The organism is Collinsella aerofaciens (genome assembly GCF_015561195.1).
GTDB classification, from domain to species: domain Bacteria; phylum Actinomycetota; class Coriobacteriia; order Coriobacteriales; family Coriobacteriaceae; genus Collinsella; species Collinsella aerofaciens_AC.
This window is the reverse complement of sequence record NZ_JADMSU010000004.1, coordinates 130,104-142,047: the sequence shown is the minus strand read 5'-3', so window position 1 is coordinate 142,047 and position 11,944 is coordinate 130,104. Positions and strand designations below refer to the sequence as shown.

Genomic DNA, 11,944 nt, shown 5'->3' with positions numbered 1-11,944 from the left:
CTTTTTACCAGGGCACTTTGATGGTTGAAGTGGGGGAAGCTATTGGAAATCAACGGAATAACTTGCGAGGGCTGCGGCAGCACCGATGTCGAGTTTGACCCCGCAACTCGAAAGGTTCATTGCAACCAGTGCGGTCGCGAGATGTACTATTCGCGGGCGCGTCTGGGGGCCACGGGCAAAATCGCGTTTGCCAAGGACAATGCCATCAAGTTTTTTAAGGGCGGCAACTTCCCGGAGGCCCGCAAATTTGCCGCGGACGTGCTCAATATGATGCAAGACAACGCGGCGGCACAGTTTATGGTTGCGTACTGCGATGAGTTTTGCGAAGGTCTTTCGGGTTCGATGACGGTTTTCTTTAAAAGGGCCGAAGATATCCCTCTCGAATATGATGAGGTGCGTGACTTGATCGACTTGTTTGAGTCGACGCTCTACAACATGCGTGACTTTGAGGTTCAGATGGTATCGCTCGTGGTCGCCAATATGCAGAGCATGGAGGATCGGTCTCGACTTGAGAACTTTATCGATGCTGTGTGCCCGTTCTGCATAGCGCGGTATGCTTCGGAAGACTTTATGACTGCAGAGCGGGAGAGTTTCTATCAAGATATTGCCGCCAACTGCAATACACCCAAAACGTGTCTTGCACTACTCAAGGGCATTAGAGAGAACCCCGGGTCCCCCTATAAAACTGGTTCGTTTGCGTTACGAAGAAGGACTTCGTACTTTTTCGAACACTATGTGGAGCCCGTCGGTCGCATCGTCAATTCGATGAAGGCGAGCCAATACAAACAGAAGTTTCTTGTGGCCTATCAGCAGGTGTCCGAGCAATACCGAAGCATGGCCTCTCAATAAAGCAGATGGCGGGCGCTTACTCGCTTAAAGCTATTGGATGATCTAAACAGTGCAAACTGAAAGGTGGTACAGATGAGTGATTCGGGAGTAGATACTGTCCTTATCGAGCGCAGGATCGCCGCTATTGGAACAAAAGTTGACCAGATGACCACGAAGGTCGATAAGGTCGAATCGCAAATGGAGGAAGTGCGGAAGGACCTTAAAAAGCTCCGAAAGGACTTTCTCGAGATGATGCTCGAGCAGCGTCGTACCGCCGCACTTGAGCAGGCGACTACGGAGCTCGTGAGCGTCCGGCAGGAGATGGACAAAAAGTTCGGCAACTACTCAGTGGTTCGAAACACCATGGTCGGTATTCTCCAGGCAACCGATGCGGCGCTCGTGCGCAAGGCGACGATTTCGACGGTCTCCGAGGAGTTAATGATCTCTACCCCGGACTACTGGCTGGCACCTGTCCTGGTTGCCCTTGCGGCATGGATCAACAACAACCGAGATCTTGCAGAGCGCGCAATACGCGAGGCTGTCAAACGTGACAACGAGCACACGTCGCTTGCGATGGCTCTGATCTGCAGACGTAATAACCGCACGGCTACGTGCTACGAATGGTTAGCGCGCTACTTCTCGACGCAAAACGCCGCCCGCATCGATGCCGATGCGATGGTCTACATCGATGCCTATATCAACGGCATCTTTGGAACCGACGAAAAGCACCTGTGCGACGACTATATGGCGGGCTGGATCGAGCAGATCAGAAATCAGAGCCCTGAGTTCGAGAATGAGCAGTCAGAGTCATGGGCGGAGTACTTTACCGGCTACGAGGAGGATATGAGTTCGAGATATCCGGCGCTCAAGGTGGTGGTCAAGGAGTTTGACTACATCAATAAGTATCTCGGAAAAGTCGAGGCAATCGAGAGCATCTCCAATGACTTCGCCGACCTCAAGGCTTCTGATGTTGACGAGAGGACGCTTGCCGAGCAGGTTGACAGGCATTTGATGGAGCTCGTTAACTCCGATGACTCCAAGGAGCGAAATTTGCGCCGCCAGGAGGAGTATCTTCTTGCGGTCAAGGCATTTGGCGGAGACGTGGAGCGCGCCCGAGAGCTCGTCAATCGTCGCCGCGATGAGAAGCGTCAGCAGACGATGAACATCATCGACCAGATGACACGCTCGATGCGCGACCAGAGTGCGTCTGTGGATGTGCATAAGAAGAAGACCGCGATTCAGTTTTTGGGTTCCTATATCAACGGTGGTTTCAACCGGTATCGCAAGAGCGACATCCCCGAATTTCCGCAGGCGATCACCCTTGACTTCGACGGATGGACAAGCAGGGCGGTTACCGGCGATGAGGGTAATGCGCTGCGCGGCGATTATGTTCGCTATGTCGGTGAAGAGAAGAAAAAGGAGCTCGCTGAGCTTGATGTCAAGGTTGCGAAGGGCAACAAGAGCCACAAGATAGCGGCCGTTGTCCTCGCTGTTTTGGGAGTAGCTTTCTTTGCGTTTGTAAACCAGGTTATTGGCATTCTGCTTCTTGCGGGGGCTGGCTATTGTCTAGTAAAGACGAGCCTCTCGGGCAAGCAGCGCGCTACGGAGGCAGAAGAGATTGAGGCCAAATACTCCAAACGCATCCAGGAAGGCTGTTCCGAGATCGATCTGGCGCTTAATCAGTGGAAGAGCGCGAAGGAAGCTGCGGCCGAGCGCAGCGACCTGCTTAAGCTTGAAAAGGTTGCCTAGCCGGTAGGATTTGTCTCGATAACCATGAACGGAGTGAAATAGATGACTGATGAAGCGACTGATTTCGACCATAACGATGCTGCGATGCAGGACTTCGATGCATTGAGCGAGCTCGATAGTCTGTTTGAAGAGGACGAGCGACTGAAACAAGCTGAGAACAATGTTTTGACTCAAAATCTCTCAGGCTTTGCAAACTGCTTTCCCGATTGGGATTTGCATCCGCCGGTAGCGTAGAAAAGCGCTCGAAACACAAGCTGCGATCATTTGGAAACATCGATGTTTCTGCGGGCTAGAAGCCATGGGGCTTTTGGCCCGCTGTCTTTCATATGCCGGTCGGCGGCATAGGGCATCAACCGTATTCTAGGTTCTTGGACGCCAGGCCGACTCGCTTCGGATCGGGCGCTACACCAACTTTCTCGAGACTACCAATCTGACAGGGCCTTGTCCGTACGTGGACGGGGCCCTTTTGTGTGGCCTAATAGGTTTGCTATACTGCTAGCACGTAGAAAGGAGCCGCTATGGGTACAGCAACGGTGCAGCTCAACACGCGAATCGATCCTATGCTCAAAGCTGGTGGCGATGCGGTCCTAACTCGCAATGGATTGGGGCCGAGCGATGCCATTCGCGCGCTTTGGGTCTATCTTGTCGAGCACCAAGCGTTGCCGGGATTTATGGTGGCGGATAAGCGCGAGGCGCCCCGTGCGGAGAGTCTGGCCGAGCGGGGGTGTGGCCTAGCTTTCTCCTCGTTGGGACTAAGCCCTTCGGATTTTGCGCCAGTTGGATCATCTGCGGAAGACTGGGATGCCGTACGAGATGATATGTATGACGCGATGATTGCCGACATCGAGGCGAATTGCCGATGATTGAGGCAAAGCATCTCTTGGTAGATACGAACGTTTGGCTCGATTATTACCTGCAAGAGGGGGCGTTCGACGAAGCGAAAAGATTGGTTGAACTGGCCGAGGCGGGAAAGATCGACCTTCTGTATGCGCCAACGACGGCAAAAGATGTGTTCTATATTTTGCCTCGGCGACTAGCCCGGCGGAATGTGAATGGGATTAACGTGTCGTTTGCCTCGGCGTCGTGGGTCTGCATTGAGCACATGATGCAGGTGGCAACCGCCTCCCCGCTTTCGTTGGCAGAGTGCGAGATGGCACGCATGCTTGGCAAGCGCATGCCGGATCTTGAAGATAACCTCATCATCGCTTCGGGCGAGACGGCAGATGTTGACTACGTGGTCACGAGTGACCGGCGCATGCTGGAGGCGATGCCCGAAGTTTGCCTGACGCCTGCCCGCGCACTCGATATGATTGGAATCCTCGGCTAACCTTGCCTGCCTCGTTTCGTTATCATATGGGGCATTGTGAACCTCATGCAACTTTGGAGGACGGTATGGCGGATAACGCCGAGATGCTATTCTCGCCCGAGCTGGTGTTTTTTGATTGGGAGTGCGCGACGCCGGATGAGATGTTTGCGCGGCTCGAGGACGAGCTTGCGCCTCGCGGCTACATTGCGCCCGGTTGGCTCGATGCCGTCCGCACGCGCGAGGATGCCTATCCCACGGGTCTTGCCATGCCGGCGGCAAACATCGCCATTCCGCATACCGATCCGGGATTTGTGGCCAAGCCCTATATCGCGGTGGTGAAGCCCGCCGCACCTGTGATGTTCAACGCGATGGCGGGCATGGGCGCCCCGGTGCCGGCGCAGATCGTCATCAACCTGGGCATTGCCGAGCCGGGCGGCCAGGTCGAGGCCCTGCAAGCGCTTATGAATATCTTTATGGATGCCGACGCTGCAGCCGATGTACTCGGCCAGACCACGCCGCAGGGCATGGTCGACGCCATCCGCCGCCACTTCTAAAGCGGCACTCGGGGACGTTCCTTTTCTGCCGGCAGGTAGGGACAGTCCCCATCTGCCGGCAGAAAAGGAACGTCCCTAGCTGCCAACTGCCAGACCTGTCCCCTTTGCACCAAAATGGTGCAGATTAACCTGTCCCCTTTGCACCAGGTGTGCCGCGGGGGCTGCGTTGTGACACAATGGCGTTTGTTCGATTCGTGATGTGAAAGGCCAAACATGGCAAACAAGAAAAAGAACCCCGAGGTCGCGCCGACGCCCGAGCAACGGTCCCGCGCCGCCTCCAGCTCTCGCAAGAAGCAGCGCAAGACCTATGTGTCCAAGACCGTCAAGATCGTCCTGGTGGTTATCGGCGTGCTGGCAATGCTGCTTTCCGTCTCGGCCATGGCATGCTCCGGCCTTATGTCGCAGGCCGAGGACACCTCGGGCTACAAGCTGACTGGCGGTGTTGCTGCTACTATCAACGGCACCAACCTCACCGAGGACACCGTGACCAAGCAGATCATGAGCATGCGCACGTCCTACGGCTACACCAAGGATAAGGATTGGGCGCAGTATCTGGTCGACAACGACCTCACGCCCAAGAAGTACCGCAAGCAACTCATCGACTCCTACACGCAGCAGATTCTGCTTCAACAGGCACAGAAGGAGAACGGCGTGACGGTGTCGGACGAGGAGATCGAGAAGGCTTGGAAGGACGCGTGCAAGAGCGCTGGCGGTGCCAAGGCCTTTAAGAAGACCCTCAAGACCTACGGCTACACCGAGGACACCTACAAGGACTCGCTCAAGGAGAGCCTAGCGCAGCAGAAGCTCAAGGATGCCGTGGCACCCACCAGCAAGCCCAAGGACAGCGAGATTGTCGATTACATCAACGAAAATCTGTCCAGTTACAACGACGCCCGTCGCTCGTCGAATATTCTGATCAAGGTTGATTCCGACGCTTCCGACGAGGACAAGGCTGCCGCCAAGGCCAAGGCGCAGGAGTGTCTGGACAAGATCAACTCTGGTGAGCTGAGCTTTGAGGACGCCGTTGAGCAGTACTCCGAAGACACCGGTTCCAAGGAGAAGAAGGGCGATGTGGGCTGGGATAAGCTAACCACTTTCGTCGACAGCTACCAGACGGCGCTCGAGGGGCTCAACAAGGGCGATGTGAGCGAAGTCGTCGAGTCGACCTATGGCTACCACATCATCAAGTGCACCGACTACTTCCATGTCGATAATCAGGTCGATGACATCAACCAGGTGCCCAAGGCCATCAAGAAGTACGTTTCCAATGTGGTGAAGACGCAAGCGGCCAGCACCGCGTACAGCGAGTGGCTGGAGCAGTACAAGAAGGATGCCGACATCACCGTTAACCCCATGCCCAAGGACGTGCCGTACAACGTCAGCCTGAAGGGCGTCACCAAGAGTTCGACCGACGATTCGTCGACGACTGAGTAATCATGGGGCGGCGCTCGTGTGAGTTCCGCCCACGCTATTAGAGAGGATTTGCAGATGACCAACGAAGAACTGCAGAAGGAAATGATCGCGGCCATGAAGGCCAAGGACAAGGTTCGCCTGTCCATCATTCGCCAGGTCAAGGCCGAGGTGAAGAATATCGAGGTCAATGAGCGCCGCGATGTGACCGAGGAAGACGTCAACAGCATGATCAAGCGTCTGATCAAGCAGACGAGCGAGACGCTGGAGATGTCCATCAAGGCCGGCACCGACCAGGAGCGTACCGACAACCTGACCGAGCAGGTCAAGATTCTGGAGAGCCTGCTGCCCGCGCAGGTTTCGGGCGAGGAGCTCGAGGCTCTGATCGAGCAGGTCATCGCCGAGCTGGGTGCCACGTCCAAGAAGCAGATGGGCCAGGTCATGGGCGCGCTGGGCAAGGCCACCGGCGGCAACTTCGACAAGCCGGCAGCGGCAAAGATCGTCGGAGCAAAGCTGGCTTAAGGGTCGAGCGGTACATAGTTGATGTTGAGGGGGCGTGACCGTCATGGTCGCGCCCCTTTTTGCTGGGCTGGGCACTCATTGGGGACAGACTTAAATGAGTGCCCAATGAGCGGGTACTCATTTAAGTCTGTCCCCAATGAGTGGCTTAAAGGTTGCGGGTTCTTTACGGGAATGTAGTGTGGGCTGCGGAAACGCGGTTCTTTCCGTACAATAGTTCAACTCGTGTAAACGCAGGGAAGGAATATTCATGGCAGACATGATCGAGATCAAGCATCTCAACAAGTACTTTGGCGACCTGCATGTGCTCAAAGATATCAACCTCACCGTCAAGCGCGGCGAGAAGCTCGTAATGATCGGGCCTTCCGGTTCGGGTAAGTCGACGCTCATCCGTTGCGTCGATTATCTGGAGGAGCCCACGTCGGGCGAGGTCGTCATCGACGGTACGCCGCTCACCAAAAAGAACCACCTGGAGATGGCTCGCAAGTACAGCTCCATGGTGTTTCAGCAGTTCAACCTGTATCCCAACATGACGGTGCTGGGCAACCTGACGCTCGCGCCCATCAAGCTGCAAAAGAAGAGCAAGGAGGAGGCGACCGAGATCGCCATCGCCGCGCTCAAGCGTGTTGGCATGGCGCATAAGGCCGGTGAGTATCCGCAGAATCTCTCGGGCGGCCAGCAGCAGCGCATCGCCATCGCCCGTGCTCTGTGCACCAAGCAGCCCATCATCCTGTTTGACGAGCCGACCTCGGCGCTCGACCCCGAGATGGTCCAGGAGGTTCTGGACGTTATGATCGAGCTTGCGCAGGAAGATATCACCATGATCTGCGTGACGCACGAGATGGGCTTTGCACGCCAGGTGGCCGACCGCGTCATCTTTATGGAGGACGGCCGCATTTTGGAGGAGGGCACGCCCGAGCACTTCTTCGATAACCCCGAGAACCCGCGCTGCCGCGAGTTCCTGTCCAAGATTCTGCACTAGGCGCGGTGATGGACATGACGGATATGACGAGGGCGGCCGTGTCGCGCCGTCACTTTTTGCAGCTGGCGGGCGCCGGCATGCTCGCGTTGACGGGGACCGCGCTTACCGGTTGCGGCAACTCCACCAGTGGCGAGGGCTCCGACAAGGGGTCCAAGCTTGCGGCCATTAAGTCGCGTGGCCATCTGAATGCCGGCGTTAAGAAGGATGTTCCCGGCTACGGCTATTACGACACCGCCAAGGGCCGCTTTGAGGGCATGGAAGTCGATTTGTGCTACCAGATCGCCGCTGCCGTCTTCGGCGTGAGCTACAAGGAGGCCCGCGCCCAGGAGCTTGTCGAGTTTACCGACGTAACGCCCAAGACGCGCGGCCCACTGATCGATAACGGCCAGCTCGACGTGGTCGCGGCGACCTACACCATCACCGACGAGCGCAAGAAGAGCTGGGATTTCTCGACGCCGTACCGCACCGACTACGTGGGACTCATGGTCAAGAAGCGTTCGGGCTTTACCTCGATTGAGGACCTGGACGGCAAGGTTATTGGCGTGAGCCAGGGTGCCACCACGCAGGGCCTGATCGAGCAGATGATCAAGGACAACGGCTTTAGCTGCAAGCCCGAGTTTAGGGCCTTTAGCGGCTATCCCATCATCAAGAGTTCGCTCGACGCCGGCAATATCGACGTCTTTGCCATGGACCGCTCCACGCTGGCCGGTTACATGAACGAGACCGTTGAGCTGTTGCAGCCCGAGGTCAAGTTTGGCGAGCAGGGCTACGGCGTGGCGACCAAGAAGGGCTGCGACCTTTCGGCCGTGGTCGATCAGGTGATTTGCGATCGCCTGGCCGATGGCTGGCTCGACCAAGAGGTCAAGACCTGGGGTCTTGTATAGGCGCATCGTCCAAGGAAGGAATCAAATGCTCGAAGGATTATTTGACGCCGACCGTTGGTCGACGACATTTCAAAACATGGGGCCCTTCTGGGAGGGCTTTGGCGTGACGCTGCAGGTGGTCGTTGCCGGCCTGCTGCTGTCGCTGGTGCTGGGCACGCTGCTGGGCGTGTTCTCTACCACTCGCTCGCGCGTACTGCGCGCCATAAGCCGCGTGTACGTGGAGTTTTACCAGAACACCCCGTTGCCCGTGCAGGTGCTCTTTATGTACATGGCCGGTCCGCAGTTTTTGCAGGCCATAACCGGTGCCGATCAGCCGGTGCGCATCGCGCCGTTCGTGCTGGGCTTCTTGGGCGTGGGCCTGTATCACGCGGCCTACATTTCGGAGGTCATCCGGACTGGTATCGAGGCGGTTCCGCGCGGTCAGATGGAGGCAGCCCAGAGCCAGGGCTTCACCCGTGCGCAGGCGTACTGGTACATCGTGTTGCCCCAGACATTCAAGATCATTCTGCCGCCGCTGTGTAACCAGGCGCTCAACTTGGTCAAGAACACGTCGGTGCTCGCGCTTGTGGCCGGCGGCGATCTTATGTACCGTTCCGACAACTTTGTGAGTTTGTACGGTTACCTGCAGGGATACATCGTCTGCTGCCTTATGTACTTCATCATCTGCTTTCCGCTCGCCATGCTGGTGCAGTGGCTCGAGCGCCGCTCCAAGGAGCGTCCGCGCGGCGTGAGCCTGGCCGAGCTGGGGCTCGACAACGTAGAGGAGGCCTAGCGCATGGAAATCTTCAACGCGACCAACCTGCTCTACATTTGGGGCGGCTTTGTTAAGACAATCGAGATCTCGGCGCTGTCGATCTTTTTCTCGCTCATCTTTGGTACGGTGCTGGCGCTCGTTAAAAGCTATGCGCCCCGCCCGTTCCGTATTTTGGTGAGCGCCTATATCGAGCTGTTCCGTTGCACGCCGAACCTGCTGTGGATCCTGTTTATCTACTTTACAGTGCAGGGTTTGGACATTGTGATTTCGACCATCGCCTTTACGCTGTTTACCAGCGCTGTTATGGCCGAGATTGTGCGCGGCGGCCTCAACTCGATTCCGCGCGGCCAGTTTGAGGCGGCGCAGAGCCAGGGCTTCGGCTTCTTTGCCACCATGCGCTACATCATTCTGCCGCAGACATTTAAGACGATCATTCCGGCGCTGTTTAGCCAGTGCACGACCGTCATTAAGGACAGCTCGTATCTTTCGGGCATTAACGTGGCCGAGCTCATGTACACGGCAAACGTCGTGATGGCCCATGCGATCGACCTGTCGCAGGTGCTTATGCTCTACGGCCTGGTGTTTGCGATGTACTTTGTGCTCAACTTTGGTATCTCGCTGCTGGTCCGAGCCTATCAGCGCCGTATTGTGGCAGCGTAGAATGTGGCAAAGGGACAGCCCCTTTGTCACACAGAGAAAGGAATCGCGATGAGCGATCTGGAGAATAAGAAGAATCCTGTGGTCATTACCATCGCGCGCGACTTTGGCGCCGAGGGCCACGAGATTGGTCGCATGCTTGCCGACGAGTTGGGGATTCCACTGTACGATAACGAGCTGCTGGTGCGCGCGTCGCTGCGTGCGGGCGAGTCGCTCGATAAGATGGCCGTCTACGACGAGCGCCTGGCTGTGGAGAACATGGCGTTTTTGCCCGACCGCTACGACGCGCGCTCGTACTCGGATAAGTTGTTCCAAAAGATGAGCCAGGTGATTTTGGACCTGGGCGAGACCGAGAGCTGCATTATCGAAGGCCGTCTGTCCGATTACCTGCTACGTAACAACCCCAACCACATTGCCGTGTTGGTGACCGCACCCTTTGAGGACCGCGTCGAAATCGTGCGCAAGAAGCGCGGACTTAACAAAAAGAAGGGCGCCAAGCTGGTCAAACAGCAGCAGAAGGCGCGCGAGGCGTTCTATAAGCGCTACAGCGCCGGAAAGTGGAAGATGACGAGTGGCAAGGACATCGTCGTCAACCGCGCCAAGTTGGGCCGCGAGGGCTGCAAAGACGTCATCGCGGCGGCCTACCGCTACAAGCTGGCACAGCTCGAGGGCTAACCGCAGCCGAGCGAGAACCACCACAAAGGGGCACAGGCACCTTTGTGGTGGTTTTTGTTTTTAGGCCGAGGGGAAGGCCTTGGTGAGACCGGCGCGCGTCTGCGTGTCGGTCTTTTGGTAGATAGAGCTTAGGTGGCGCTGCACCATGCGCATCGAGATGCCGAGTTCCTCGGCGACCTGCTTGAGTGGGCGTTCATCCTGAGTTACGGCTACCAGCACGTCCACTTCGCGCGGGGTGAGGCCGTGGTCGCTGATGAAGGCCTGGCGTTGCTCTTCGATACTCGGCGCTGCCAGTGCTTCCTCGGCAAGCTGTTGATGTTCGCGTTCCTGCTTGGTCTGGGGTAGACGGAACAGGCCGGCGGCAACGAATGCCACGCAAGCCGCGACGAGCAAAACGAGCGCACCGATCATGATGAGAGCAACATTGCCCGAGGTTACAAGTGTCAGCGAGATTCCCGATGTAGTGAACGCGCACATGTTGTTGGCGGCGCGTCCCATGCCGGCCCAGAGGGCGGGCGCATGCATGCGCGGTGCCAGCTGTGTAAAGGTGGCGGTGAAGAACGTGACGAAAAAGCCCGAGCTCAGGTAAAAGACGATAAGGCCCAGGTTGGGATCGGCCCCGGCCTCTACGGCTAGGATGGAAATGGTCGAGAGTACGGCGATGCCGAGCATGACGAGTCCCATGTATCGGCGTTCGGCAAGATCAAAGATAATGCCGGCGGCAAGGCCGCTCGCCGCCAAAAAGAGGCGCGGCCATGTTTGCACGGCAATGGTGCCGTGGGCGTTGGAGAGCGTGACCACGTTGTCCAGGGTCGAGAACAAGCAGGCAAGAATCATGATGAGCGCGATGCTCCAGCATGCCTGCTTGGCGAGGGCGTGCGAGGGCTCAACAAAGGGATTGATGGCGCGGCTGGAGCTCTCGGCGGCCTTTTGGGGAACGACGCTGAGTGCGGAGATGGCGATGGTCGCTATGCCAAGGACGATGAGCTCTGCGATGCCGCCGCAATTGAGCAGGTTGATGGCGAACTGCATCAGGATGCCCGCGGCATAGGCTGCTCCTGCGCCGGTGGCGAGTTTGGGGTCATCTTGGAATGCCAACGAAAAGGCGTGGTGCGCTGCGGCGCCCAGTAGGCCGAGTCCGAGGAATGCGAGGCATCCCAGAATCTCGAGCGCAAGCGGGCTCGTGGGGAACTGAATCTGAATCAGCCCCAAGATGGCGATGGGGGCGGCGGCACTGACAGCTGCCTGGGGCTGGCCTTTGCGCTGCGCGTGCCCAAGCAGCGGAGCGTATCCGATAAGGCCGATCACGCTGGCGCCTAGGATGAAGCCCTGTGCGAGCACAACGCGTTCGGCACCGGAGAGCAGCCCGACATTGATATCGAAGCGAAACTCGGCGGAAAGAAAGGCGAAGGTAAAAAGCGCGAGTGCCAGAAGCGCGTTGATTTTAGGCTTGCTCAGGTTCAAGGACGGTCCTTTGGATGGACGAATTATCGTGCCCTCGATTGTAGACCATGGCGGTAGGGGGCGGGCCTTTCGGGGGGCGGGGTGCGCTTGGCAATCGCATGCTCGTTGCCTTTTGCGCTGGCAGATGCGCCACTTGAGAATTTGTGCCCCGGGATCCGGATA

At 57.3% G+C, this 11,944-nt stretch carries 14 protein-coding genes; 13 read left to right on the top strand and 1 reads right to left on the bottom strand.

Annotation, left to right across the window (positions count from 1 at the left end):
- The first annotated feature begins 42 nt into the window (after window positions 1–42).
- From I2H81_RS05625 to I2H81_RS05565, 13 genes are all read left to right on the top strand, one after another.
- Window positions 43–849 carry a hypothetical protein gene (locus I2H81_RS05625; protein WP_161161664.1) on the top strand — a complete coding sequence of 269 codons (807 nt, stop codon included), beginning with the start codon at window positions 43–45 and terminating at the stop codon, window positions 847–849.
- Window positions 850–921: 72 nt separating this feature from the next.
- A complete protein-coding gene (locus I2H81_RS05620; RefSeq protein WP_195644874.1) occupies window positions 922–2,577 on the top strand; it encodes a hypothetical protein in 1,656 nt (551 codons plus the stop codon).
- Between the two features lie 42 nt (window positions 2,578–2,619).
- Window positions 2,620–2,811, top strand: coding sequence for a hypothetical protein (locus I2H81_RS05615; RefSeq protein ID WP_195644873.1), 192 nt, complete (start codon window positions 2,620–2,622; stop codon window positions 2,809–2,811).
- Between the two features lie 284 nt (window positions 2,812–3,095).
- The gene (locus I2H81_RS05610) at window positions 3,096–3,440 is read left to right on the top strand and encodes a type II toxin-antitoxin system RelB/DinJ family antitoxin (RefSeq protein WP_195644872.1); all 345 of its coding nucleotides are present in this window, start codon (window positions 3,096–3,098) and stop codon (window positions 3,438–3,440) included.
- Window positions 3,437–3,904 carry a PIN domain-containing protein gene (locus I2H81_RS05605; protein ID WP_229108092.1) on the top strand — a complete coding sequence of 156 codons (468 nt, stop codon included), beginning with the start codon at window positions 3,437–3,439 and terminating at the stop codon, window positions 3,902–3,904. The genes I2H81_RS05610 and I2H81_RS05605 overlap by 4 nt, the downstream gene beginning before the upstream one ends.
- Before the next feature lie 65 nt (window positions 3,905–3,969).
- Window positions 3,970–4,437, top strand: a complete 468-nt coding sequence (locus I2H81_RS05600) for a PTS sugar transporter subunit IIA (protein ID WP_195644870.1) — start codon at window positions 3,970–3,972, stop codon at window positions 4,435–4,437.
- A gap of 213 nt (window positions 4,438–4,650) precedes the next feature.
- Window positions 4,651–5,871: a peptidylprolyl isomerase gene (locus tag I2H81_RS05595; RefSeq protein WP_195644869.1), complete on the top strand. Its 1,221-nt coding sequence runs from the start codon at window positions 4,651–4,653 to the stop codon at window positions 5,869–5,871.
- Between the two features lie 54 nt (window positions 5,872–5,925).
- Complete coding sequence (locus I2H81_RS05590) at window positions 5,926–6,369, top strand: GatB/YqeY domain-containing protein (protein ID WP_006235801.1); 444 nt, start codon at window positions 5,926–5,928, stop codon at window positions 6,367–6,369.
- 247 nt (window positions 6,370–6,616) lie between these two features.
- Window positions 6,617–7,348: an amino acid ABC transporter ATP-binding protein gene (locus I2H81_RS05585; RefSeq protein WP_022094215.1), complete on the top strand. Its 732-nt coding sequence runs from the start codon at window positions 6,617–6,619 to the stop codon at window positions 7,346–7,348.
- An 8-nt stretch (window positions 7,349–7,356) separates the two neighbouring features.
- A complete protein-coding gene (locus I2H81_RS05580) occupies window positions 7,357–8,232 on the top strand; it encodes a transporter substrate-binding domain-containing protein (RefSeq protein ID WP_082435536.1) in 876 nt (291 codons plus the stop codon).
- A 25-nt stretch (window positions 8,233–8,257) separates the two neighbouring features.
- Complete coding sequence (locus I2H81_RS05575; protein WP_035136546.1) at window positions 8,258–9,004, top strand: amino acid ABC transporter permease; 747 nt, start codon at window positions 8,258–8,260, stop codon at window positions 9,002–9,004.
- A 3-nt stretch (window positions 9,005–9,007) separates the two neighbouring features.
- Complete coding sequence (locus tag I2H81_RS05570) at window positions 9,008–9,646, top strand: amino acid ABC transporter permease (RefSeq protein WP_055285379.1); 639 nt, start codon at window positions 9,008–9,010, stop codon at window positions 9,644–9,646.
- A gap of 48 nt (window positions 9,647–9,694) precedes the next feature.
- Window positions 9,695–10,318 (top strand): cytidylate kinase-like family protein, encoded by a 624-nt coding sequence (locus I2H81_RS05565; RefSeq protein ID WP_195644868.1) that lies wholly within the window; start codon window positions 9,695–9,697, stop codon window positions 10,316–10,318.
- A gap of 60 nt (window positions 10,319–10,378) precedes the next feature.
- On the opposite strand, the gene I2H81_RS05560 is transcribed toward I2H81_RS05565, so the two are convergent.
- Complete coding sequence (locus I2H81_RS05560; RefSeq protein ID WP_195644867.1) at window positions 10,379–11,782, bottom strand: helix-turn-helix transcriptional regulator; 1,404 nt, start codon at window positions 11,780–11,782, stop codon at window positions 10,379–10,381.
- Between the last annotated feature and the right edge of the window lie 162 nt (window positions 11,783–11,944).

Excerpts from the sequence above, each read along its gene's own strand:
- I2H81_RS05620 (WP_195644874.1), top strand. The coding sequence starts at position 922 with ATGAGTGATTCGGGAGTAGATACTGTCCTTATCGAGCGCAGGATCGCC.
- I2H81_RS05615 (WP_195644873.1), top strand. The coding sequence starts at position 2,620 with ATGACTGATGAAGCGACTGATTTCGACCATAACGATGCTGCGATGCAG.
- I2H81_RS05610 (WP_195644872.1), top strand. The coding sequence starts at position 3,096 with ATGGGTACAGCAACGGTGCAGCTCAACACGCGAATCGATCCTATGCTC.
- I2H81_RS05605 (WP_229108092.1), top strand. The coding sequence starts at position 3,437 with ATGATTGAGGCAAAGCATCTCTTGGTAGATACGAACGTTTGGCTCGAT.
- I2H81_RS05600 (WP_195644870.1), top strand. The coding sequence starts at position 3,970 with ATGGCGGATAACGCCGAGATGCTATTCTCGCCCGAGCTGGTGTTTTTT.
- I2H81_RS05595 (WP_195644869.1), top strand. The coding sequence starts at position 4,651 with ATGGCAAACAAGAAAAAGAACCCCGAGGTCGCGCCGACGCCCGAGCAA.
- I2H81_RS05590 (WP_006235801.1), top strand. The coding sequence starts at position 5,926 with ATGACCAACGAAGAACTGCAGAAGGAAATGATCGCGGCCATGAAGGCC.
- I2H81_RS05585 (WP_022094215.1), top strand. The coding sequence starts at position 6,617 with ATGGCAGACATGATCGAGATCAAGCATCTCAACAAGTACTTTGGCGAC.
- I2H81_RS05580 (WP_082435536.1), top strand. The coding sequence starts at position 7,357 with ATGGACATGACGGATATGACGAGGGCGGCCGTGTCGCGCCGTCACTTT.
- I2H81_RS05575 (WP_035136546.1), top strand. The coding sequence starts at position 8,258 with ATGCTCGAAGGATTATTTGACGCCGACCGTTGGTCGACGACATTTCAA.
- I2H81_RS05570 (WP_055285379.1), top strand. The coding sequence starts at position 9,008 with ATGGAAATCTTCAACGCGACCAACCTGCTCTACATTTGGGGCGGCTTT.
- I2H81_RS05565 (WP_195644868.1), top strand. The coding sequence starts at position 9,695 with ATGAGCGATCTGGAGAATAAGAAGAATCCTGTGGTCATTACCATCGCG.